Source organism: Eubacterium ruminantium (assembly GCF_900167085.1).
GTDB lineage: Bacteria > Bacillota > Clostridia > Lachnospirales > Lachnospiraceae > Eubacterium_Q > Eubacterium_Q ruminantium.
In genome coordinates this window covers 1-21971 of the sequence record NZ_FUXA01000019.1, presented here as the reverse complement: position 1 = coordinate 21971, position 21971 = coordinate 1, and the positions used below count along the sequence as shown (strand labels likewise).

At 36.4% G+C, this 21971-nt stretch carries 29 protein-coding genes and 1 pseudogene; 27 read left to right on the top strand and 3 right to left on the bottom strand.

Translation table 11 applies throughout. The annotated features are described in order from the left end of the window. Window positions 1-434: 434 nt before the first annotated feature. From B5D25_RS11780 to B5D25_RS11675, 23 genes are all read left to right on the top strand, one after another. The gene (locus B5D25_RS11780) at window positions 435-1433 is read left to right on the top strand and encodes a nucleotidyltransferase family protein (protein ID WP_078788166.1); all 999 of its coding nucleotides are present in this window, start codon (window positions 435-437) and stop codon (window positions 1431-1433) included. A gap of 281 nt (window positions 1434-1714) precedes the next feature. After that, window positions 1715-2311 (top strand): NUDIX hydrolase, encoded by a 597-nt coding sequence (locus B5D25_RS11775; RefSeq protein WP_242870270.1) that lies wholly within the window; start codon window positions 1715-1717, stop codon window positions 2309-2311. A gap of 127 nt (window positions 2312-2438) precedes the next feature. Further along, window positions 2439-2951, top strand: coding sequence for a GNAT family N-acetyltransferase (locus tag B5D25_RS11770; protein ID WP_078788164.1), 513 nt, complete (start codon window positions 2439-2441; stop codon window positions 2949-2951). A gap of 184 nt (window positions 2952-3135) precedes the next feature. Continuing rightward, window positions 3136-3897 (top strand): class I SAM-dependent methyltransferase, encoded by a 762-nt coding sequence (locus B5D25_RS11765; protein WP_090168708.1) that lies wholly within the window; start codon window positions 3136-3138, stop codon window positions 3895-3897. A 41-nt stretch (window positions 3898-3938) separates the two neighbouring features. Beyond that, complete coding sequence (locus B5D25_RS11760; protein WP_078788162.1) at window positions 3939-4679, top strand: class I SAM-dependent methyltransferase; 741 nt, start codon at window positions 3939-3941, stop codon at window positions 4677-4679. 154 nt (window positions 4680-4833) lie between these two features. Next, window positions 4834-5292 (top strand): GNAT family N-acetyltransferase, encoded by a 459-nt coding sequence (locus B5D25_RS11755; RefSeq protein ID WP_078788161.1) that lies wholly within the window; start codon window positions 4834-4836, stop codon window positions 5290-5292. Window positions 5293-5333: 41 nt separating this feature from the next. Beyond that, a complete protein-coding gene (locus B5D25_RS11750; protein ID WP_078788160.1) occupies window positions 5334-5711 on the top strand; it encodes a VOC family protein in 378 nt (125 codons plus the stop codon). Beyond that, window positions 5701-6348 (top strand): hypothetical protein, encoded by a 648-nt coding sequence (locus B5D25_RS11745; protein WP_078788159.1) that lies wholly within the window; start codon window positions 5701-5703, stop codon window positions 6346-6348. Before B5D25_RS11750 ends, B5D25_RS11745 begins: the two co-directional genes overlap by 11 nt. 56 nt (window positions 6349-6404) lie before the next feature. Continuing rightward, complete coding sequence (locus B5D25_RS11740) at window positions 6405-6872, top strand: GNAT family N-acetyltransferase (RefSeq protein ID WP_078788158.1); 468 nt, start codon at window positions 6405-6407, stop codon at window positions 6870-6872. A 69-nt stretch (window positions 6873-6941) separates the two neighbouring features. Further along, the gene (locus B5D25_RS11735) at window positions 6942-7202 is read left to right on the top strand and encodes a hypothetical protein (RefSeq protein WP_143000693.1); all 261 of its coding nucleotides are present in this window, start codon (window positions 6942-6944) and stop codon (window positions 7200-7202) included. Window positions 7203-7442: 240 nt separating this feature from the next. After that, complete coding sequence (locus B5D25_RS11730; protein ID WP_078788156.1) at window positions 7443-10013, top strand: PEP/pyruvate-binding domain-containing protein; 2571 nt, start codon at window positions 7443-7445, stop codon at window positions 10011-10013. A 602-nt stretch (window positions 10014-10615) separates the two neighbouring features. Beyond that, the gene (locus B5D25_RS11725) at window positions 10616-11317 is read left to right on the top strand and encodes a DUF4417 domain-containing protein (RefSeq protein ID WP_078788155.1); all 702 of its coding nucleotides are present in this window, start codon (window positions 10616-10618) and stop codon (window positions 11315-11317) included. Then, the gene (locus B5D25_RS11720; protein WP_078788154.1) at window positions 11304-11669 is read left to right on the top strand and encodes a hypothetical protein; all 366 of its coding nucleotides are present in this window, start codon (window positions 11304-11306) and stop codon (window positions 11667-11669) included. The genes B5D25_RS11725 and B5D25_RS11720 overlap by 14 nt, the downstream gene beginning before the upstream one ends. Continuing rightward, entirely contained in the window at window positions 11670-11915 is a 246-nt protein-coding gene (locus B5D25_RS11715) for a hypothetical protein (RefSeq protein ID WP_031542657.1), read from the top strand. Window positions 11916-12040: 125 nt separating this feature from the next. Then, on the top strand, window positions 12041-12412 hold the full coding sequence (locus B5D25_RS11710; protein WP_031542659.1) for a helix-turn-helix domain-containing protein: 372 nt from the start codon (window positions 12041-12043) through the stop codon (window positions 12410-12412). Window positions 12413-12415: 3 nt separating this feature from the next. Then, a complete protein-coding gene (locus tag B5D25_RS11705; RefSeq protein ID WP_078788153.1) occupies window positions 12416-13114 on the top strand; it encodes an ImmA/IrrE family metallo-endopeptidase in 699 nt (232 codons plus the stop codon). After that, window positions 13111-13731: a restriction endonuclease subunit S gene (locus B5D25_RS11700; protein WP_078788152.1), complete on the top strand. Its 621-nt coding sequence runs from the start codon at window positions 13111-13113 to the stop codon at window positions 13729-13731. Before B5D25_RS11705 ends, B5D25_RS11700 begins: the two co-directional genes overlap by 4 nt. Window positions 13732-13742: 11 nt before the next feature. Continuing rightward, a complete protein-coding gene (locus B5D25_RS11695; protein ID WP_078788151.1) occupies window positions 13743-14204 on the top strand; it encodes a DUF3990 domain-containing protein in 462 nt (153 codons plus the stop codon). Further along, on the top strand, window positions 14201-14671 hold the full coding sequence (locus B5D25_RS11690; protein ID WP_078788150.1) for a hypothetical protein: 471 nt from the start codon (window positions 14201-14203) through the stop codon (window positions 14669-14671). The genes B5D25_RS11695 and B5D25_RS11690 overlap by 4 nt, the downstream gene beginning before the upstream one ends. A 20-nt stretch (window positions 14672-14691) precedes the next feature. Next, on the top strand, window positions 14692-14904 hold the full coding sequence (locus tag B5D25_RS11685) for a hypothetical protein (protein WP_078788149.1): 213 nt from the start codon (window positions 14692-14694) through the stop codon (window positions 14902-14904). 403 nt (window positions 14905-15307) lie between these two features. Further along, entirely contained in the window at window positions 15308-15481 is a 174-nt protein-coding gene (locus B5D25_RS12925) for a hypothetical protein (RefSeq protein WP_159444171.1), read from the top strand. After that, window positions 15478-15681 carry a hypothetical protein gene (locus B5D25_RS11680; protein WP_078788148.1) on the top strand — a complete coding sequence of 68 codons (204 nt, stop codon included), beginning with the start codon at window positions 15478-15480 and terminating at the stop codon, window positions 15679-15681. The genes B5D25_RS12925 and B5D25_RS11680 overlap by 4 nt, the downstream gene beginning before the upstream one ends. Before the next feature lie 9 nt (window positions 15682-15690). Next, window positions 15691-16089: an HAD family hydrolase gene (locus B5D25_RS11675; RefSeq protein WP_078788147.1), complete on the top strand. Its 399-nt coding sequence runs from the start codon at window positions 15691-15693 to the stop codon at window positions 16087-16089. A 108-nt stretch (window positions 16090-16197) separates the two neighbouring features. On the opposite strand, the gene B5D25_RS11670 is transcribed toward B5D25_RS11675, so the two are convergent. The 3 genes from B5D25_RS11670 to B5D25_RS11660 all read right to left on the bottom strand — a co-directional run bounded on the left by B5D25_RS11670 (window position 16198) and on the right by B5D25_RS11660 (window position 18621). Then, a complete protein-coding gene (locus B5D25_RS11670) occupies window positions 16198-17001 on the bottom strand; it encodes an ABC transporter permease (protein WP_078788146.1) in 804 nt (267 codons plus the stop codon). A 77-nt stretch (window positions 17002-17078) separates the two neighbouring features. Continuing rightward, window positions 17079-17870 carry an ABC transporter permease gene (locus B5D25_RS11665; protein WP_078788145.1) on the bottom strand — a complete coding sequence of 264 codons (792 nt, stop codon included), beginning with the start codon at window positions 17868-17870 and terminating at the stop codon, window positions 17079-17081. Further along, on the bottom strand, window positions 17863-18621 hold the full coding sequence (locus B5D25_RS11660) for an ABC transporter ATP-binding protein (protein ID WP_078788144.1): 759 nt from the start codon (window positions 18619-18621) through the stop codon (window positions 17863-17865). The genes B5D25_RS11665 and B5D25_RS11660 overlap by 8 nt, the downstream gene beginning before the upstream one ends. 191 nt (window positions 18622-18812) lie before the next feature. Here B5D25_RS11660 and B5D25_RS11655 point away from each other — a divergent pair, with 191 nt between their 5' ends. The 4 genes and pseudogenes from B5D25_RS11655 (at window position 18813) to B5D25_RS11640 (ending at window position 21877) form a co-directional block, all read left to right on the top strand. Further along, the gene (locus tag B5D25_RS11655) at window positions 18813-19685 is read left to right on the top strand and encodes a LysR family transcriptional regulator (protein WP_078788143.1); all 873 of its coding nucleotides are present in this window, start codon (window positions 18813-18815) and stop codon (window positions 19683-19685) included. A 22-nt stretch (window positions 19686-19707) separates the two neighbouring features. Beyond that, a pseudogene (locus B5D25_RS11650) lies at window positions 19708-19866 on the top strand (tyrosine-type recombinase/integrase); the annotation flags it as partial. Window positions 19867-20195: 329 nt separating this feature from the next. Next, entirely contained in the window at window positions 20196-20606 is a 411-nt protein-coding gene (gene tnpA / locus B5D25_RS11645; protein WP_143000642.1) for an IS200/IS605 family transposase, read from the top strand. Window positions 20607-20620: 14 nt separating this feature from the next. Then, complete coding sequence (locus B5D25_RS11640) at window positions 20621-21877, top strand: RNA-guided endonuclease InsQ/TnpB family protein (RefSeq protein ID WP_173472362.1); 1257 nt, start codon at window positions 20621-20623, stop codon at window positions 21875-21877. Window positions 21878-21971 lie beyond the last annotated feature (94 nt).

Here is a 21971-nt window from a genome sequence, read left to right as displayed (position 1 = left end):
AGAGAAAACAGAGGAATAGATACAGCTTCGTTGACAAATGTTACGCCTGAAAAATTTACCCTTAGAGATATCATTTCTGAACATTATGATCAAGCAAAAAGTTATATAGATCGAATACAGGTACATGTACCGGAGGGGACAGTGCGAAAGACAGCCTCAATAAGGCTGCATCAGTTGTTGTTCTAGGGTTTGACAAAGCAGACGGATAAAAGTAGAATAAGGCAAACAATTCTAAATCATTATATCTAGAAGCTTTTCTTTTTATGCTCTCCCAACTGACAACAGATTTACTCCATCGTTAAGGTGAAAACGGATTGACAAAATATAAAAAAGTGATAGATTTAATCATAGAGGCAAAGGCGCTTCATCCTATAAGGGTGGAGCGCCTTTTTTCTGTGGGAAATGCAGTTTGTTATAATGGAAAAGGGGGATATATGATTTCACTAAATGATTATTTGTTTTCCGGGGATACTGTTCTGAAAATCTTGCTTCAGTATTCTGCAGATTTAAAAGATGAGGCGATAAAAAATCATAATACAATAGATATGGCACATAGCAATTTCCTGATTCAGATCATTGAAATTCTCGAACATACGGAATTCCTTACTTCGCAGTCTCAGAGGATAAATGAATTCTATATGTATATGGCAGATAAGTATCAGTATCTTGCTTTCACATTTAAGGGCCGGATTAAATCGCTTATACGTGCTGAGGAAAAGTTCAATGGTTATATATTGGAGTATATTCATAACTATTATAAGATGAACGGAAGATATCCTAATGAAGCCGAGATTAAGAATAATCTCAATTGCTTCAGGGATCTGATTGCATATCGAATAGTTATTTCGTTGCCGCAGTGTCATGTGTCGGAAAAGGAAAATCGAGAGGAGCAGGAGCTTAAGCTTCTTTATGAGATAGCGAATGTTATTCCGGAGTTTCTTGAGGAGCGAGGATTTACAGCTGTATTGGCAGGCCTTTCTGACGAAAACAGCAGTGAGCTGCTGACTGAGGATAATCAGCTTTATTACAGAGATTATGTTCATACTCCACGGCCTTCGGGATATAGATCTCTTCACATAACATTTTATGATAATTTTGCAAGGTGCTATACCGAATTACAGCTGAGGACAAAGGATATGGATGATCTTGCGGAAATAGGAAGAGCAAATCATCTGGGGTACGAGAAACTGCAGGAAGAAAATCGAGCCAGGAGGGGAATGATTCCGGAAGGAGAATGTAAAATATTTGATGAAGCATACGAAAGACTGGTAATGCTTCAGGAACTTGATCTTGTCTCGATTAATGTAAATATGTTTAAGGCTTATAACAATCAACTTATTAATGATGGGTGTGGACTTTTTAGGGGTAGGCAGATTCTGCCATTTGAGCATTTATCAAGATTTCAGGATGATAGAGTAGGGAAAGCTATATAGTTTTCGATATTGATTGGAGAGGGTAAATATGGCGGCATTTGACAGAATTTTTGTCACCTATTTTATTATTTAGCTAATAGAAATTTAAAAAGATAAGAATTTGACGGAAGACGTGAAGATTATTAAAATAATTTATGGAGTTATGAATAGAGAAATTTCATTTCTTGATCATACGGATACTGATAAATGAAGAGTTTCGTAAGAGACATATTTAATGTATGGATATTTAATGCATGGATATTTAATGCATGGATATTTAATGCATGGATAGGAGTAATAGAGTGGATATAAAAGACAAAGATTTAATGTGGGAAGAAGTCAGAACCGAGCACATTGTGCAGGATGAGTGGATTGATTTTAGAAAGACAGCTTTCAGATTCCCGGACGGAAATATATTTGAACCTTATTATACTTACAGCAGAAGGGATTATGTTGTAATTATCGCATCTGATGAAGAAGGAAAATATCTCTGTGTTAGACAGTTTCGTCAGGGTATCAGAGAGGTTACAACTGAATTCGTGGCCGGCGGAATTGAACGTAAAGACGGAAAGCAGTATGGGAAAAGGGAGGAAAGCGGAGAGTCAGCTGCAGAAGATGCTCTGGCTGCTGCAAAGAGAGAGCTTCTTGAGGAGACAGGATACGTTTCCGATGATTGGTCGCATCTTATTACAATTCCTTCTAATGCTACGATAGCCGATAATCTGGCATATATCTATGTTGCTAAAAATTGCAGAAAGATGTCAGGACAGTCGCTTGATGAGATGGAATTTCTAAATGCTGTACGACTTGATGCAGATGAAATTGAGAAGCTCATAAGCGATGGCGAGTTTAAGCAGGCAATGCATGTGATGGGATGGCTTTTGGCACAGAGACGGTAAGTTGAAAAAAAGTATATAATAACTGCAAAACATTTGGATAAATTAGAGCCTCCAAAGTATCTTTATCATGGTACAGGAGAAAAATTTGAATGACAGTTATATATGTTAGTGGAGAATAGGAATTACAATGATAGAAACGGAAAGACTCCTCCTGCGGGAGTATACAATGGATGATTTTGATGCCCTGTATGAAATAATGTCGGATACCGAGACAATGCAGCATTATCCTTCACCGTTTGATGAAGCGAGAACAAGACGCTGGATTGAGTGGAATCTTGAAAACTATGCTCAGTATGGATTTGGATTGTGGGCGGTAGTGCTGAAAGAAACAGGTGAATTTATCGGAGATTGCGGCATTACCATACAGAATATAGACGGAGAAAAACTGCCTGAGATAGGATACCATATTCATAAGAAATATTGGCGACAGGGCTTTGCGACGGAAGCGGCGAAGGCTGTGAGTGATTGGGCTTTTGAAAATACTAACTATCCTTCACTATATTCGTACTGTAAATATACGAATGAGGCTTCATACAGAACAGCAGAAGCAATTGGTATGCATTTTGAAAAAGAGTATCCTGATGAAGCAAATAAGATCACGCACGTATCTGTAATTCATAGGGCGAAAACAAGAAAATAATAGGTGAGTGCTGCTTATATAAATTCTTATTCACGACATTTTAATTTCCATTTACACCAGATTTGATATATGTAACCTCGTCTTGATGTATTATTCGATTATCAAAGAAATCGATTACCAATAAAGTATTATGTATCGTAGTTTGACTCAGAAGAGTTCGACTAATGTGAGGAGAGATGATGACATGAACATAAAAGAAAGTATAAATGATACCCGAAAAGGGTTTGAAGAAAGCTTTGCTACTGGTGACTTTTATAATAGACATACACAAGATACAGAGCATTTGGAAAAAATACTCGGATTTTTGAAAATAAGTGATGGAATGAGGATTCTTGACCTCGGAACCGGGAGTGGATATCTTTCTTTTCCTATTGCGAAGAACAATCCCGGCTGTGATGTGATCGGGCTGGATATCGTGAATGCCGCACTTGAGGCAAACCGAACAAGAGCAGATGCCGAAGGAATTAAAAATCTGTCGTTTGTAAGTTATGACGGAATCGATTTTCCATTTGAAGACGATACCTTTGATCTTGTAGTGACAAGATACGCTATGCATCATTTTCCTGATATAGAGCATAGCATTGGTGAAGTGAGCAGAGTTTTAAAGAATGGTGGTAAATTCTTCATTTCAGATCCATGCCCAAACGAATGTGATTCGAAAAGATTTGTTGATGATTATATGCGGCTTAAGAAGGATGGGCATATTAAGTTTTATACCAAGGAAGAGTGGAATGCAATTTGTAGCAGGCAGGGTCTCGTTACTGTGGACAGTTTTGACAGTTCAATACGATTTCCTAAGAAGAAGGACACAGCTTTAGGGTACGAGGAAGTACTGGAGAAGCACGATAAGGCTGTAATAGAGAGCTATGATTTGGTAGAGACAGATACAGAACTGTATATTACAGAGCGTGTGAACAATATTTTGTTTAAGAAGATTTTACTTTAAGTTTAATGCACAAGAGATTAAATATTTTAAGGATATGAAAAATGGCAAAACAGAATATTTTTGATAATGAGACCTTCTTTGAAGGGTATAAGACTATAAGGGACAGGGAAGGCAACGCAAATGATCTCTTTGAGATACCAGCTCTTTTTTCATTACTTCCTAATCTCAAGGGGAAGAGCGTATTAGATCTTGGATGTGGCTTTGGTGAGCACTGCGTTGAGTTTATAAATAAAGGTGCCTCTAAGGTTGTTGGTATAGATATATCTGAGAAGATGCTAGAGGTTGCTAAGAAGGAGCACTCCAATCCAGCAATTACTTATATGCTTCTTCCAATTGAAGACATTGAAGAGGTGGAAGGTAAGTTTGATGTGGTAATAAGCTCGCTCGCATTTCATTATGTTGAGGATTTTGAGGGAGTAGTTAAAAAAATTTATGACAAGCTAGATACGGATGGGAGTTTTATCTTTTCACAGGAAAATCCCATTAATACAACCTATTGCGGTGGAATTCCTCGTTGGACTAAAGATGAAAATGGAAAGAAAATCTATGTTAATCTAGCCAACTATGCTAGGGAGGGAGAACGTGAGTCTGAGTGGTTTGTTGAAGGAATAAAGAAATATCATCGCATGTTTTCAACCATCATCAATACCCTAACTGAAAATGGGTTCATTATAGAAAAGATGATAGAGCCTATCCCTACTGATGAGATATTAGAGAAGTTTCCTGACCAGGAAGATCTTTTTCATAAGCCGGATTTCCTTTTGGTTAAGGCGAAAAAGTGAATTTATGAGAATTATAAAGGGCAGGAAGATGGTATGGATAGTGACAAGATTGATACGATAATTGTGCCTGTGCCAATTTAGGATGAATCTTATGAACATATAGATGGTGATTATTAAGATTTGTTAGTTTGAATAAAATTGGAATGTATTATAGATGATTGAAATTATAAAGGATTCAGATGAAAAAAAGCGAATAGCAAGAACTGTGCTTGAAGGCTTGAAAGAATGGTTTGAGGTCGAGGAGAGCAGGGAAGGTTATATTAGAGATAGTGCAGACTGGATATTCCTTGCGGCAAAGGAAGATGATAAGGTAATGGGATTTCTGTGTCTAAAGGAAACTGGGAATGCCACGGTTGAGCTTGCTGTAATGGGAGTACTTAAGGATTATCACAGAAATGGGATTGGCCGTCAGCTTGTTGATAAAGCGATTGAAGTGGCTGAGGCATCAGGTTATGAATTCATGCAGGTTAAGACCGTTAAGATGGGCGTGTATGAAGACTATGATATAACAAATAGGTTTTACATCAGCTGTGGTTTTAAGGAGTTAGAAGTATTTCCTCTTTACTGGGATGAGGCTAATCCTTGTCAGATCTATGTGATGTCATTGAAATGATATCTCGGAATACAACTCTTTTATAACAGGAGGGAGGAGCCATGATAAAAGGAATTCATCACGTTTCTATGAAGTGCAATACTGAAGAGGAAATAAATAAAGTAAAAGATTTTTACATCTCTGTATTGGGCCTGAAGATAGTTCGCGAATGGCCAGATGGATTTATGATTTATACTGGTAACGGATATATTGAGATCTTTACAAATGCTGATGGAGAGCATCGTTTAGGCTCGATTCGCCATTTTGCATTGCTTACTGATGATGTGGATATGTTAGCAGAAAAGGTGAAAAACGCCGGATACGAATTGATCGTAGAACCAAATGATAAGGTGATAAAGTCGGTTCCGGAATATCCTATTAGAATGGCATTTTGCATTGGCCCTTTGGGGGAACAGATAGAGTTTTTCTATGAAAGATAAATTGGAAAACAACAATAAAATGACACAAAAGGAAAAACTAGCATATTTTATAAAAAAGATAAATGAGAATGACCAACTAAAAGAAGAAATATATCAAAGATGTGATCCGGATTGCTTTTATTTGAAAGAAGAACTTGCTGAAGATTTAGACTGGCTTCTTGAAGGCGGATGCAAACAGGATTATGATTTGATTCCATTTATGAATGATGGGAGTGGTGGTTTATTTGTTCTCGTAAATGATATGCATATTGCATATATGGATTCAGAAGGAAGTGCAGGTTATATAGCTGAAACGATAGAAGACTTTGTTAATATTCTGTTGGTCTTTAAATTCTTCTGTTATTCAGAGAAATCAGTAAAGAGTTTTGACGTATTTATGGAAGAATATAATGATGATTTATTTGACAAGCAGCCTTCAGAATTGATAGATGCATTTATAGAAGAAGAACATATGGAGACGGATTTAAAGACTGTATATCATAAATTAGTCAAAGGGCTTACGATACTTCCGCCATTTGTTATAGATCCTACAGATGATGAATATGTTACAACAACAAATTTATTACGTATGGATGATGAAGAATTCTATCATTTATGTGAGAATATAAGACAATCTTATAAGACATTTTGTTTATAATGAAGAATGTTATTATTTACGCTCTGTATATGAATTAATAGGAGGTATGAATTCTAATGCTAGAATACGGATTAGCTACAAAAGATGACATAGAAGAGTTAATACAACTCCGAATAGCTTATATGATAGATGATTTTGGCAGTGTATCTGAAGTAGAAAAGGATGGAATGGAGAAACAGCTTCCTAGTTATTTTGAAAGAAAACTTGGAACTGAACTTATCGCGTTTGTTGCAAGAGATAACGACAGGATAGTTTCAGTTGCATATCTGCATATTATAGAAATGCCTGCTAATTCTGTTCTTCTGAACGGGCTTTACGGAGATGTACTCAGCGTTTATACAGTGCCCGAGTATCGCGGTAAAGGACTATGTACTACTCTAATGAAGAATCTTATTGAACATAGTAAAAAACTTAGACTAGGACGAATAGATTTAAAAGCAACAGATGACGGATATCCAATTTATGAGAAGGTAGGTTTTAAAGAGGTAGAAGCCAGATACAGAGATATGAGGTATGAGTTATGATAAATGTATTATTCGTCTGCCACGGCAATATTTGCCGAAAATCCTAGAACCCGCAGAATTAGTACATTTATGAAAACAAAACAGGGGATTTTATACCTTGCGTATACCTTTTGCAGAATCAAGACCGGAAGAAAAAGATATAATGGTTGCATTGGTTATGAATTTTCTGATTTTATCATAACTGAAGGTGCGGCATATACACCAAAGATAATAAAAAAATATGGGATACAGGAATATATTACGATAATACCGACACTTGAATTTCAGATAACGCACTATAAAGAACGTGAATATGTACCGTATGTATTGGAAGGATGTTCAGATAAGTAGAAAAAAAGGAAGAAACAATTCAGTGGCGGATAAAGTAGCAAATAAAGTCTTCAATATAAAAATTGACAAATGTTAAAAATATGATAGATTTATTATAGGAAGCAATGGCGTTTCATCTTAAAAGATGAGGCGCCTATTTTGTTTTTGGAGGGGGTGAAATGCTTATATATAAGTGAACCAGTGGAAATGATATCGAATAGGAAAATCATTATAGTTTTTTGATTTTGATGGGAGGTTACTATGGCGGCATTTGATAGAATTAAAAGTGGAATATCAGAAATGGATACAGCTCTTGATAACATCAGACTTGGGGATAATGTTGTATGGAGAGTATCTGATCTCTCTGAGTTTAAGCTCTTTATGGAGCCTTATATCAAACAGGCGATAGAGGATAAAAGGAACATCATATATTTCAGGTTTGCAAGTCACGAACCATTACTTGAAGAGAGTCCATACATTAAAAAGATTGATGTACCTTTATCGCATCGATTTGAGACATTTACAGTAGATATTCATAATGAGATAGAGAAAGCTGGAAGAGATGCCTTCTATGTTTTCGATTGCTTGTCAGAGCTTCAGACGGCATGGGCGACTGATCTTATGATGGGCAATTTCTTCCGTGTGACATGTCCATTTCTTTTTATACTAGATACAGTGGCTTTTTTTCCAATAATAAGGGGAAAGCATTCAGTTCAGGCAATAAATAAAATCCTTGATACGACTCAGCTCTTTTTAGATGTTTATTCAGACAAGAAAAATGTTTATGTTCGTCCTGAGAAGGTATGGAACAGAAATTCTGATACCATGTTTCTGCCACATACTTATAATCCGGCGAGTGGAGAATTCAGACCTATTCTTGATGGTGTAAAATCAAGCAGATTCTATCAGGCATTAGGCCTCGCTCAACGTTCCGCAGAAGAACAGTATTCTGATTCCTGGGATAAATTTTTTATCCGCGTAAAAATGCTCAGGGAAAATGGGATAGATATAACTAAAGAATGCAGCAGAATGTGTAATATTATGATGACACGAGATACGAAGATGCGAGAGATGGTTAAGAAGAATTTTACTCCTGAAGACTATTTTGCTGTACGTGATCACATGGTTGGAACTGGCATGATTGGAGGTAAGTCCTGCGGCATGCTGCTGGCAAGAGCTATCATAAGGAATAAAGAGCCTGATATTAGTGAAGTGCTTGAACCGCATGATTCATTTTATGTAGGTTCAGATATGTATTATACATACATAGTAGATAATAATCTGTGGAATCTAAGAATAAAGCAGAGAACTGAGGAAGGCTATTTTTCCTTGGCTAAGGAGTTTGCAGACAAACTGATGGAAGGCAGCTTTTCTGAAGCAATGAGGGAACAATTTGTCAGAATTATAGAATACTATGGTCAGGATCCTTATATAATCCGTTCCAGTAGTATTCTGGAGGACGGTTTTGGGAACGCATTTGCTGGCAAATATGAATCTGTTTTTTGTGCTAACAGGGGCAGTCTTGAAGAAAGACTAAATGAATTTGAACATGCAATAAAAGTAGTATATGCAAGCAGCATGAGTCTTTCGGCTCTGGATTACAGGAAGCGGCGTGGGCTTGACGGAAGAGATGAACAGATGGCGCTCTTAATTCAGAGAGTATCAGGCTCCTATTATGGATCTTATTATATGCCATGTGCTGCTGGCGTTGGATATTCATATAGTCCGTACAGAATTATGAAGGATACGGATCCTACGGCGGGTATGCTTAGACTTGTTATGGGACTGGGGACATCTGCAGTTGATAGAACTGAGGGCTCTTATCCGAGAATAGTCAATCTTGATATGCCTGAAAAATCATCATATTCTTCCTCAGCGGATAAACATAAATTTTCTCAGGGGAAAGCTGAAGTTATTAATATGACTACGCGTGAGCTGGAAAAAATGTCATATGAAATGATAGAGCAGGATATACCTAAGTATCTTGAGAAGATTCTGTTGGAACATGATACTGAGGCAGAGTCAAGACTTAGAGAGATGGGACGGCGTAGAGAGGTTAAATTCATTTCCTGTAAGGGGCTTGTTGCAAATGCTCCTCTGATGGATCAGATGCGGAGAATGCTTCACTGTATACAGGAAGAGTATGAGTATCCGGTAGATACCGAATTTACTATTAATATTTCGGAAAATGGAGAATACTCCATAGACCTGCTTCAATGCAGACCTCTTCAGGTTCAAAAAGGTAAAACTGGAAATGTAGTGCCAGAAGATATCCCAGAAGAAAGGATACTGCTTGAAAGTGTAGGGGCATCTATGGGTATTTCCAAGACCTCGTCGTTTGATCTGATTGTCTATGTTGATCCAGTAAAATACTATGAACTGCCCTTTAAGGATAAAGATCTTGTGGCTAAGCTTATAGGCAAAATCAACTGGCATTTTCGAGATATGGATAAGCATATGATGCTGATAGTTCCCGGAAGGGTTGGAACAACTTCTCCGGAGCTTGGTGTGCCGACTTCATTTGCGGATATAAGCGCGTATGACATTATCTGCGAAACTGAAGAATCCAGAGCGGGATATAATCCGGAACTTTCTTATGGAAGTCATATATTCCAGGATCTTGTTGAAGCTGAGATTTTGTATACTGCAATTTTCCAAGGTGAGAAAACTAAGCATTATTCACCCGAAAAGCTTGAGAGCTCTAAGGATTTAATAGGTGAATTGGAGTTTTCAGATGTGCTGGAAGGAGTTGTTCATGTTTATGATGTATCGGACCGCAAATGTGAAATATATAATGATGTTGCAGAAGAACATCTGCTCATAACTTGTTAGTGTTATGAATAAAAGGAGTATATCGTGGTTACACAATGCGAAGCTCCAAAGGCTCTAATTAAATTGAAAAGAAAATGAAAATCGAGGAAAAAAGCTAATGATAAATGTACTATTTGTATGTCACGGTATGGTATTAACCAATGGCTAGAAATCCTTTATTTTCAAGCGTTTGACAGAAGAAAGAAATGGATTTACAACTAGTTTACAACTTTTAAAATTGCTACGATACGAATTATAAAAATGAATATGATGGACACTTATCCTTAAGTGGCCTTGGCTACTATAAAATGAACCCGTCTCAGGGGGGGCAAAAGCAGGAAAATGATTCTGTAGATTGACATTCTGGGGCGGGTTTGTTATTTCTGATATTATGGATGCACAAAATGTAGCGGTTAAAAAAATAATTGTACATTATCTTGTTGACAAACAAATAAAATAGATGTAATATCATGTTAGAAGTTAGCGAACATGCAAACATAAGTAAACTGCAGTCTGTGTGAGTAACTACAATCTACGGGAGAAATCCCATATATTTTTTATACCGGTGTTAGAAAATAGCGAACAAGCAAACAAAAACGATGTTTAGAAAGTAGGTGATTAAATTGGTCAGAAAACCAAAAAAACCTTTTATTAGGGATGTATTTCAGGCTGAGTTAACAAAAGGTGCGGCGAGAACAAAGCCTGATGGATATCCTATTATTGAAGAATGGATGGTCCCAAAGGAGCCACCGAAAGATGTGTTCCAATGGGACAGAAGACAGGATGTGATTGTACCGGAAGAATCAGGCATGTCATTTTATTGTAATGATAGTGGATTTATTCCAATCCTAAATAATCCGCAAGGGTATGTTGAGAAACTTCGCAAATATTATTGCGTGATTGGAATTGATCCAAGTCCGTATGATAATATGCCACTAGTTGTTCAGAAAAGCCAGATTTTTAATAATTTGGCAATTACATATTATTACGGATTGCAAGGGCTGAAGGTTATTCCTAATGTAAGAATTGGTAATAATGAGACAATAGGTGCGTTGGCAGCCTATCCGAAAGGAACGTTGATTGCAATTGGCTCACATGGCTTTACGCGTAAGTTGGAAAATCGAAAGATTTTCAGAGACCAGGTTGCGATAGTGGTTGATGTACTTCATCCGTCAGGTATAATAGTATATGGACCGGCTTCGGAATATGTTTTTAAAGCAGCCATAAAAGCCGGAATACCTATATATCAATATGATTCTTACACTATGAAACAGAACGCAAAAGATAAGGCCGAGAAGGAGGGTAAGAATCATGAAGGGATATAATAGCGACTACGGTGGAGGAGGTAGCTCTTCAAATTCATCAAGCCTGGTTAATGGAAAGGATTATAATACAGCAGGTTCAAGTTCTGTTGGAAAAGTAGATAGTGTAAGCATAGTGGCGGATACACACGGGTTACCGAAGGAAGGCACTGCGAATTCGGTTACGAAGAGCTACAAAGATGGAAAACTTGACCAGGAACGATATTACGGGGATGACGGAAAGTCTTATTTGGATATAGATTATTCAAATCATGGAAATCCTAAGATGCATCCTAATGTTCCGCATCAGCATAAGATAACCTACGACGATAATGGAAAGATGCATAGAGATAGTTCAGATACGGAGGTAAAATAAATGAATTTAGATCAGTTAAGAGAATATGTTTCTGAGGGACGTGAGATTGAATTTAAGTTCAATGGAAAAAAGTATTCTATAACGTATGGAGTGATTGATGGTAAAAACGTGATTTCATTCTGTGAGTTTTATCAGGAGACAACGGAAGTAGAGACTGTTGATGAACTCATAAAAGTAGAGCGAGATGGAGTCACTGTGCTTCACATGTTGGAGTCAATTACAGAAGAGGATATTTGGATTTATTAAAATGAGTAATGTGTGTTTTGGACAAGGCAAATCACTGATTTGCCTTGTCTTTTTTTACATTCGAGAGTATAATGTAAGCATATATGCGAACATACTAATGCACATATGAAAGGATAGTGGGGAACATGACAGGCGAATTTGGTAAATTTATTGAGACAAAGCGAAAAGCGTTGAATAAAACCTTACGTGGTTTGGCTGCGGATTTGGATATTGCTCCGGCATATATGAGCGACATTGAAAAAGGACATAGATATCCACCAGATAAGGATAAGTTGGAAAAAATGGCAGAATTACTGAACTTATCTGAAGAAGAAAAGAATAAAATGTTTGATTTGGCTGCCGGAGAAAAGGATAATTCTGTGTCACCGGATTTGCCGGAATATATTATGGGTACAGAGAAGGCTCGCGTAGCTCTTCGTATGGCTCGCGATAATGGCGCTACGGATGCGACTTGGCAGAAGATTATCGACATGCTGGAGAAGGAAAACGGAGAATGATAGATGCACTATTACGATTTTTCTATAAAACAGCTTGAAGATAAAGCGACAGAATTGTTAATCGAATTTGACAAAGAACGATTAGAAAAGACAAAACCACTTGATGTATATGAAGTAATAGAAAAATGTCTGGGAGTTCCTTACGATTGGAAATATTTAACACCGGATCAATCGGTCCTAGGTGCAACGGCTTTTAGTGATGGATATTTCTGGGCGTGGCCGGAGAGTACCTATCGAGAAGGAATGATGCCATATAAAGTAGGCGTTGAAAAAGGAACAATTTTAATTGATACAACACTTACAGAGGGCGATAACCGTGGAAGGGAGAATTTTACGGTAATGCATGAAGTGTTTCATCAAAGATTGCATAGGAAATGCTTTCGCGACGAAGGGCGAAACTATATGCATCAAACCTATAGTAGAACAATTGATGGAAATATCAGATGTGCAAGTTACGCATTGAAAATAATTGAACGGCAGGCCAATGCCTGTGCGGCGGCATTCCTTATGCCGGCGGATTTGACAAAGCAGATTTATGAAGAAAAATATAGAAGTGCTGGTTTTACGAGATACAATTATGGCTTTATGTGGAATCTAATTAAAGATATGTCAGATGATTTTAATGTATCAAAGCAGGCTATGTCATATAGACTTCAAAATCTTGGATTAATAGATGAAAATGAGGAGAATTTATTAAAATGAAACAATCAACATATGATGTGCTTTCTATTACACAGCAAGGTTTGAAAGTTAAAGATATTTCTTCTAATGAAGGCCAGATGGCTATGGATTATTCGGGATATCAGTTTGTTAATCCAGGGGAATTTGCAATGAGTCATATGGACTTGATTACTGGGTATGTAGATCTTTCTGATAAGTTTGGTGTTACAAGCCCGGATTATAGAGTTTTCACACTGGAGGATACGGATAATTGTTATCCTGAATTCTATCTTAGAGTTTTTCAGGTGGCATATAAAAGAAGAATTTTTTACAAATTTGGAAAAGGTGCTGCTAATCAAGGACGTTGGAGATTGCCTCAAAGAGCTTTTTATAATTTCTCAATTCAGATACCACCGATTGAAGAGCAAAAAGCTATTGAGCAGGAATGTAAACGATTAGAAAAAAACGTTGACGAAATGATAGATGCACTAAAAAAAGAGATAGATCTTATGCAAGAATTAAGAACAAAAATAATCGCGGATGTAGTCACAGGACAAATTGATGTTCGCAATGTAGTAATACCGGAATATTCTCGTGATGAAGATACTGATTCGGATGAAATTGAAGATGATGAAGAAATAGAAGAATCTGAAGATTAGGGGGTGAAATAATGGAGAAGATTATTGTATATCATGGTAGCAATGTAGAAGTGGCAGAACCTCGTATTCTCCAAAATGGTTTTTACAAGGACTTTGGATATGGATTCTATTGCACCAAATATGACAAACAAGCAAAACGATGGGCATTAACCCGAAAAGGTGAATCTGTTGTTAACAGGTATAGTTATACTGAAAATACAGGATTAAAGATCAAAACATTTCCTGAGATGACAGATGAATGGCTTGATTTTGTGGCAGAGTGTAGAAGAGGAACACTCCATGATTATGATATTGTGGAAGGTCCTATGGCAGACGATCAGATTTGGAACTTCGTAGAAGATTATATTGAAGGTCGTATTACCAGAGAAGCATTTTGGGAGATTGTTAAATTTAATCATCCGACACATCAGATTGTTTATTGTACAGAAGCCGCATTAAAGACACTTACATTCGAAGGGAGTGATACGTTATGAAAAATAAATATTTCCCGGAAGAAGATATAGAAAAGAATGATCTTTATTTTGTTTGCTACATGATAGAGCGCGTGGCTCGACATCTTCATCAAAGAAATCGCTATGTGGTAAATGCAATTGGGAAGGAAGGTTTATCTCATTTATTGAGTGTTGCTAATGTATTGCATGCCGAAAATCCTTTGAAAGTAGAAGATGATTGGATTAAAGAATACAACCTTGAAACTAGTGATTTTGATATTACAAACGTTGATAAAGATTTGGCGGGAAAAATACCTACTGCTCTTGAGATGGGGAACGTGTATCAGAGGCTTATTGTTGATACGATGAATTCCAAGGAAGATTATGCTGATGGAATTCTTCGAGTATATAACAACGAACTTTGTGATGTGATTGATAATTACAATTGTAGCGCATTTTATGAGCCATCATACGTTATTGCAAGAGCTTATCAAGCAGGTGGGTTCTAAAGGATTGGAGGGGGCATTACATGCCAACAAATATAAAGGAAAATGGATTCGAGACATTGATTGTGGAATATCTTGTTTCACAGAACGGATATGAAGAAGATTCGAATGAGGATTACAACAAAACATATGTTATAGATGAAACTCGTCTGTTTCGATTTTTAAACGAAACTCAGAAACAGAAGATGGATGAACTGCGCATTTTAGAATCAGAGATTGAGAAAAGAAATTCTTAGATCGATTATCAAAGAAAATTTCGGATAATGGTGTTATTACGATTCTCCGTAGTGGGTTTAATTATAAAAAACATACGTTGGAATTTTATATGGTGCGTCCATGCGAAGGAAATGCTGAGGCGAAAGAGGCATATGTATAACTAGCTAGATTTATTATTGAAAGATAAATTGATAACAAGATTGAAAATGTTAAAGATACGGATTCAGTTGCTTGGAGTGTGTGAAAGGTTTTTTGTAAATAAGATATCCTAAGATAATTGACGAGCTGTATGGCGGTAAGATTACCGTTGTCCAGCTCGTTTTGACTATACCTAATCCATTGATTTCGTCAAGAATTATGATAAAATTAATATATAATTATATTTCATTTTTATATAGAAGATATATATTCAGAGGTAATAGGATGGAAGAAATACCTGAGAGACTTAATTATGGTGAATGGGATGAAGCTGGGTTTGAAATCCCTAAAGAATACATTTCAGACGGAGTTTTACATGATAATCCTCTTGATAGTGAAAAAAGAAAATCATTAAAGGAACAAGGAGTTCCGGATGTTTTTACTGGGGATACTCTATGATAAAATATATATTTTTTGATTTGGGCTCAACTCTGATAGACGAGAGCGAGTGTATAGAATACAGAATCCAAAATCTCTTGAAGCAGCCTAATGCACCTGACAGGGAGTCTTTGGAACGTAAGATGATTGAACTTGCCTCGCAGAATAAACTTCCGTACAAAGATGCAGCTAAAGAATACGGTCTTGAGACTATAAGATAGCCCAAACACTTGGAAAAGCTTTATGAAGGAGTGACTGAGCTACTGAATAAGCTTAAGACACGGTACAAGTTGGGTATTATAGCAAATCAGAGCCTCGGAACTGAACAGCGCTTGAAGGAATATGGGATTCATTATTTTTTTGACGTTATTATAGCTTCAGCTGAAGTTGGATTAGAAAAGCCTAATCCTGAGATATTTAAACTTGCAATAAAGTCAGCTGGGTGTAATCCGGATGAAGCATATATGGTAGGCGATAGATTGGATAATGATATTGAACCTGCCGGAGAACTTGGAATGCATACGATTTGGGTCAGGCAGGGTTCCTTTGCGTATGGAAACATTGATCTTATAAAAATCAAACCGGAGTTTATAGCAGACAGTATCAGAGAAATATTAGAAATTCTATGAAAATGATCAATCGGAGCTTCAGTCCAATATGGGCTGAAGCTCCATTTGTTATTTATATATTTACAGACTTTTTTCACATACTCACTTAATGCTCTGTTACATGATTCATTATGATCCGGCACTTCCATAATGACGCAGTCCGTAGTGCCAGAATAGGTAAGCTCCGACTGCTGCTATCAGCGCGATAATCGGTGATAGAAAAGCAAATATTGGAAATGTCAATTCTTTACCCAGCAAAGAAGCAACCGGGTAGTAACCTGTAAAGGCATATGGAATAATAGCTATCAAAATAAATTGTACTCCTTTTGAATAAATTGTTATAGGATAGTCTGTATAGTTTTTTAGTCCATGATTGTTGTTTGTAAGCAGTGATACTATCTCTTCGCTTTTTACTGTCCAGAAACTGATAGTCCCGGTAAATATTGTAATAGCTGAAAATATAACAAATGCCGATAACATATTAATACTGTAAAATGCAATGTTACAAGGATTCCAATCAATAGAAAGCTTATTCATACTGTAAGCCCAGAATACTATAGATAAAACCAGTCTTGGTATAAATGTATATTGGAACTGTGAGAGTACCATATACATTAGTGGGCTTATAGGTCTGGTAAGGTACAGATCAAACTTTCCGCTCCGTATCAATTCTCCCATATCCTTCATCGGACTCCAGAAGAAGAAACAACTGAAACTGTAGGCAAGCCAGCTTGTTGTGAACATGAATAGAACTTCATACTCACTCCATCCTGCAATACTTTCAAAGTTATGAAAGATAACCATAAAGCCTGCAAAATATACACCTATTTGAATTGTATTTGCGATAAGTTCAAAGACCAGCGCAAAATGATAGGCTAGTTTTCCTTTCATGTAAATGACAACAAAATGTTTATACATTTTAATAAGATTCATATGATGCTCTCCTTTATTCTATCTGTCCCGTACAATAAGCTTATTATTCTATCTGCGCCGCGCGATAATTTTTTATTTTATCCGCCCTGAACGATAAGTTTCTTTTTACCAATTCTCCAGGTTACTGTCATCACAATATAGAGAATTACAATCCATACAATCTGAACTATCAGATTCCTTAGAATGTTCTCCTGGCTCATAGGTGTAGTTATGATAGTTACCGGTATGGAATAGATGGCACGAAATGGCAGGAATGCATTTATCTTTCCTAATAAGTCCGGAAACATAGCTACCGGAATCCATGAGCCGGAAAGAAGTTTGTAAATTGCAGCCAGGAGCATATTTAAAGGCCAAGTTACTATAAGCCAAAATGCCATGAGACCGATAATCAGTGAATAAAGAAACTGAATAATAAAAGCCAAAATAATTGATACGAATCCGAAGCCCAACTGTCCATCACACACTATTGGTTTATGAAATGCGACTCCGGTCACTACGCAAAGAGGGATGCAATATAGCACTGTTTTGATTAATGTAGTACCAAAATGCTTTGAAAAAATCATGGTTCTAAAATCCATAGGTCTGATTAACTGGTTCGCTATATTACCAGTCTGAATCTCAGAATTAATCCATCCTATAACATTACACTCCATGATAGTCGATAGAACTGTTGCAACGATGATATATCGTATTGTTTCTTCATGGTTAAGTGCAAGGCTCTTCTCTGCATTAGATGCAAAAAGTGCATTCCACAAAGCAAACTGCATATAGAGATAAACTACTTTGGATAGAAATGTAGCCCATATTGAACTGGAATAAACCATATGTTCCTTTATTCCGATTTTCATGTAATCAATATATTTACGCATATTTCATTTCACCATTCCTATAGATATTCTTTATGATTTCTTCGAGATCAGTTGTCTTATATTTGTCTTTTAAATCTTCAAGAGTTCCATCATAGATCAGACTTCCTTTATCAATGATGATCATTTTTTCACAAAGGGTTTCAATATCAGAAACATCATGAGTAGTGAGTATAATTGTTGTATGTCTCTCGCGATTTATCTTCTGTATAAAATCTCGAATTCTTTCTTTCGAGAGAACATCAATTCCAATCGTTGGCTCGTCCAGAAATAATATGTCAGGGTTATATATAAGAGACGCTGCAAGATCTGCTTTCATTCGCTGACCAAGACTAAGAAGTCTTGGGGGCTGATTGATGAATTCATCTATTCCAAGTACATCCCTGAATAGCCTCATATTTTCCTCATACACAGAATCAGAAACCTTATACATATCCTTAAAAAGTTTCAGTGTATCAAGAACAGGAATATCCCAGCAGAGAACACTTTTCTGACCGAAAACAACTCCGATTTTGTACATGATCTGCTTTCTGTTCTTTTTGAAATTCATACCATCAATTGAGATTGTTCCACCATCAGGAACCAGAATTCCCGTCAACATTTTTATAGTTGTAGATTTGCCGGCTCCGTTAGGTCCGATAAATCCAACTATTTCACCGGATGGAATAGTAAAAGAAATGTCATCCACAGCAACTTTCTTCTGACTTTTTTTCAGCTTATACACTTTACTTAGTTTCTCAACCTCAATACTCATATTCTTTGTTCTCCCTTCTTCAAACAATCAGCTATTAATTATTCTTGTTTTTTCGAACTCTTTTCTGTATAATAACATCAATATATCAATCGGAAAAATTGAAATAAATGAAGATTATCATCAAAAAAAATGATGCAATGATGAATTAGTGATGTTTACTTGAGTAATGATAAGTATAGCGAGGTAATCTTATGAACAATACACAACTGGAAACGTTTCTAAAAATAGCAGAAACAAGGAACTTTACCTTAGCTGCTAATCTGCTTGGTTACGCCCAGTCAACCGTTACAACTCAGATAAAACAGCTTGAAGAAGAACTTGGATGTCTTCTTTTCGAAAGACTTGGAAAATCATTAACAGTTACAGCTGAGGGGGAAAAGCTTTCCATATATGCAGAAAAAATGCTTCAATTGGAAAGAGAGATTCTTCTTGAGATTCCAACCACTAAGGAACCGTCAGGAATTATAAAGTTGGGCGTTTCAGAATCATTATGCTATAATAGATTTCCGAAAATTCTTCTGGAATATAAGCAAAAGTATCCGAAGGTGGATATCATGCTTCAATTTATCAATCATGATACATTTCCGGTCATGCTAAAAAAGGGTGTACTCGATCTTGTATACACCCTTAATCCATTGATAGAAAATCCTGAACTGAATATGATTGATAAAAAAGAAGAATCACTTGGATTCTATGTGAGTCCTGGACATCCGCTTGCTAAGAAAAGAAAAGTTACAGAAGAAGACCTGGAAGGGGTTCCACTTCTTCTTACATCCCATACCTGCAGCTTCAGACAGATGCTTCTGGATGACTTTGCAAAACATGGAATCACACCTACGATAGAACTAGAAACAAGCAGCAAAGAAATACTAAAACAATTTGCTATAAGTCAGCTGGGAGTTGCATTCATGCCGGATATGGTAGCGACCGATGAGATACAGAACAAAAAACTGAAAAGACTGAACTGGGCAGGGGATACATTTCCTATATATTCCCAGGTGTTCATTCATAAAGATAAACATCTCAGTAAAGCAATAGAAGAACTGATAACGCTTATATCATAAAAATCATGTATGGAATACATATAGCAACATCTATAAAGTGCAGATGCCTTGTGTTACTCCACATGTATGCAGACATACCTTCTGCAGTAAGATGGCAAAGTCAGGAATGAATCCTAAGATACTTCAGTACATTATGGGACATGCTGATATTTGCCAATATTTGCAAAAATACGTGTTGTAAATCTGTTGTACAACCCTTTATAAATCAAGGGAAATCGAGGAAAAAAGCTAATGATAAAAGTACTATTCGTTTGCCACGTCAATATTTGTACGTGACTATGAAAATGGCTAAAATAGTAGGTTTTCAAGGGGTCGGCATGTGCGCTTTATACCTTGCGTAGACCTTTTGCGAGAGGCCCATTCGCGTTAAATAATCACAATTCATCAAGGCTTTAGGATACCTAAGCGGGAATCCTCGGTAATTCAATTACCGAGATGAAAGCGTCATGTTATCCCTGATTGAACTACAAATTTAATGCAATAATTCATTAAATATGTTATACTATGTGTATGAATAATAATCTAATTCATTACAGAACTTCGGTGTGCAATATTAATTACCATGTGGTATGGTCCGTTAAGTATCGCCGTAAGATTCTTACTGCTGATGTTGAAGCGTATTTAAAGGAACTGGTACAGCAGATTGCAGAGGAAAAAGGCTTTACAGTTCAGATGTTTGAATGTGGCGAATGTGACCATATACATTGTTTTATTACTGCACCACCGAAGCTTTCTGTAACAATCATTGTAAAGTATCTTAAAGGAATAACAGGAAGAAAGCTCTTTGAACAGTTCCCGGAAATAAAGGATAAATTATGGAAGGGACAGCTGTGGAATCACTCTTATTATTGCGAAACAATCGGTTCGGTATCGGAAGAGAATATCAAACGATATATAGAACACCAAAGCAAATCTTACTAAAAGGAGAATGATCGATGCTTCTATCACATAAGACAAAAGTATCGCTGAATAATGGTTACTCAAATATAATAGGTCATATGTGCTATGCAGCATATAAGCTTTGGAATGTTGGCAATTATGAAAGAATGAATTATAAAGAGCTTGGATTATCTGAATATCCAGACTGGTACTATCAGAAAAAATGTCATAAGGATGATTTATGGTATAAACAACTTCCGTCGCAGACTGCACAAGAGGTTTTGAAGATTCTTGATAAGTCATGGAAGTCATTTTATGTTCTTCAGAAAACGCATGGGATAGAGAATCCTAAACCACCAAGATTCAAACAGGCTCCTATAGTTATAACATATATGCAGAATGCTATAGTTCACGAGAAAGACTCTGATACTATTCGTCTGTCTCTTCCTAAGCAGCTTAAGTTATTTATGTCTGAAACATATGGTATAAGTGATAATTACATTTATCTTAAAAATATGATTTTTAAGAACACAGATGCCATAAAGCAGATTAAGATATATCCACCGGAAGGGAACAAATGCGATATCATAATTATCTATGAAGTGGAAGATGTAATGCCTCTTTCGGATAATGGCAGATATCTGTCTATTGATCTAGGACTTCATAATTTAATGACCTGTTATGATTCAACAAGTGGTGATACATTTATTGTAGGAAGAAAATATCTTTCTATATGCAACTATTTTAATAAGGAGATTGCGCGTGTACAGTCTCAGTGGTCATCTTTGCAGAATGGAAAAGGTGTTAAATTTCCAAAATCATCAAAGCATATCCAAAGAATTCATAAAAAGAAAAATAATACTATAAATGATTATCTGCACAAAGTTACCAGATATATAGTTTCATACTGTGTTAAAAATCAGATAAATACGGTAGTTATTGGAGATATCACAAATATACGTAAAGACAATGATTTGGGAAATGTAACAAATCAAAAATTGCATTCACTTCCATATGCAAAGATATATATAATGCTTAAGTATAAGCTGGAAATGAATGGGATAACGCTGATCAAACAAAATGAAGCATATACCAGTCAGACCAGTCCACTATGTGAAAGCGTAACAAAAGAATCGGCAAAGAAGAATAATCGAATAAAAAGAGGTCTATATAAAGATGGAGACAAGGTATGGAATGCAGATTGCGTCGGAGCATACAATATACTAAGAGTATATTTGTCAAATAATAGTAAAAATATAAATCTTAATCCAAATGAGATTAACAATCCATATGTGGTAAAAGTAGCTGTGTAAAAAGCAGTATTGGTGTCATGGACGCACCCTGAATCTACGGAGCGAAAGCTCCGCAAATCAGATGCTTTGGCAATTCAATTGCCGAGTAGTTCAC

What these genes read in the sequence shown, in the direction of transcription:
- B5D25_RS11780 (WP_078788166.1), top strand. Translation starts at nt 435, where the DNA reads ATGATTTCACTAAATGATTATTTGTTTTCCGGGGATACTGTTCTGAAA.
- B5D25_RS11770 (WP_078788164.1), top strand. Translation starts at nt 2,439, where the DNA reads ATGATAGAAACGGAAAGACTCCTCCTGCGGGAGTATACAATGGATGAT.
- B5D25_RS11765 (WP_090168708.1), top strand. Translation starts at nt 3,136, where the DNA reads ATGAACATAAAAGAAAGTATAAATGATACCCGAAAAGGGTTTGAAGAA.
- B5D25_RS11760 (WP_078788162.1), top strand. Translation starts at nt 3,939, where the DNA reads ATGGCAAAACAGAATATTTTTGATAATGAGACCTTCTTTGAAGGGTAT.
- B5D25_RS11755 (WP_078788161.1), top strand. Translation starts at nt 4,834, where the DNA reads ATGATTGAAATTATAAAGGATTCAGATGAAAAAAAGCGAATAGCAAGA.
- B5D25_RS11750 (WP_078788160.1), top strand. Translation starts at nt 5,334, where the DNA reads ATGATAAAAGGAATTCATCACGTTTCTATGAAGTGCAATACTGAAGAG.
- B5D25_RS11745 (WP_078788159.1), top strand. Translation starts at nt 5,701, where the DNA reads ATGAAAGATAAATTGGAAAACAACAATAAAATGACACAAAAGGAAAAA.
- B5D25_RS11740 (WP_078788158.1), top strand. Translation starts at nt 6,405, where the DNA reads ATGCTAGAATACGGATTAGCTACAAAAGATGACATAGAAGAGTTAATA.
- B5D25_RS11735 (WP_143000693.1), top strand. Translation starts at nt 6,942, where the DNA reads ATGAAAACAAAACAGGGGATTTTATACCTTGCGTATACCTTTTGCAGA.
- B5D25_RS11730 (WP_078788156.1), top strand. Translation starts at nt 7,443, where the DNA reads ATGGCGGCATTTGATAGAATTAAAAGTGGAATATCAGAAATGGATACA.
- B5D25_RS11720 (WP_078788154.1), top strand. Translation starts at nt 11,304, where the DNA reads ATGAAGGGATATAATAGCGACTACGGTGGAGGAGGTAGCTCTTCAAAT.
- B5D25_RS11715 (WP_031542657.1), top strand. Translation starts at nt 11,670, where the DNA reads ATGAATTTAGATCAGTTAAGAGAATATGTTTCTGAGGGACGTGAGATT.
- B5D25_RS11710 (WP_031542659.1), top strand. Translation starts at nt 12,041, where the DNA reads ATGACAGGCGAATTTGGTAAATTTATTGAGACAAAGCGAAAAGCGTTG.
- B5D25_RS11705 (WP_078788153.1), top strand. Translation starts at nt 12,416, where the DNA reads ATGCACTATTACGATTTTTCTATAAAACAGCTTGAAGATAAAGCGACA.
- B5D25_RS11700 (WP_078788152.1), top strand. Translation starts at nt 13,111, where the DNA reads ATGAAACAATCAACATATGATGTGCTTTCTATTACACAGCAAGGTTTG.
- B5D25_RS11695 (WP_078788151.1), top strand. Translation starts at nt 13,743, where the DNA reads ATGGAGAAGATTATTGTATATCATGGTAGCAATGTAGAAGTGGCAGAA.
- B5D25_RS11690 (WP_078788150.1), top strand. Translation starts at nt 14,201, where the DNA reads ATGAAAAATAAATATTTCCCGGAAGAAGATATAGAAAAGAATGATCTT.
- B5D25_RS11685 (WP_078788149.1), top strand. Translation starts at nt 14,692, where the DNA reads ATGCCAACAAATATAAAGGAAAATGGATTCGAGACATTGATTGTGGAA.
- B5D25_RS12925 (WP_159444171.1), top strand. Translation starts at nt 15,308, where the DNA reads ATGGAAGAAATACCTGAGAGACTTAATTATGGTGAATGGGATGAAGCT.
- B5D25_RS11680 (WP_078788148.1), top strand. Translation starts at nt 15,478, where the DNA reads ATGATAAAATATATATTTTTTGATTTGGGCTCAACTCTGATAGACGAG.
- B5D25_RS11670 (WP_078788146.1), bottom strand. Translation starts at nt 17,001, where the DNA reads ATGAATCTTATTAAAATGTATAAACATTTTGTTGTCATTTACATGAAA.
- B5D25_RS11665 (WP_078788145.1), bottom strand. Translation starts at nt 17,870, where the DNA reads ATGCGTAAATATATTGATTACATGAAAATCGGAATAAAGGAACATATG.
- B5D25_RS11660 (WP_078788144.1), bottom strand. Translation starts at nt 18,621, where the DNA reads ATGAGTATTGAGGTTGAGAAACTAAGTAAAGTGTATAAGCTGAAAAAA.
- B5D25_RS11655 (WP_078788143.1), top strand. Translation starts at nt 18,813, where the DNA reads ATGAACAATACACAACTGGAAACGTTTCTAAAAATAGCAGAAACAAGG.
- tnpA (WP_143000642.1), top strand. Translation starts at nt 20,196, where the DNA reads ATGAATAATAATCTAATTCATTACAGAACTTCGGTGTGCAATATTAAT.
- B5D25_RS11640 (WP_173472362.1), top strand. Translation starts at nt 20,621, where the DNA reads ATGCTTCTATCACATAAGACAAAAGTATCGCTGAATAATGGTTACTCA.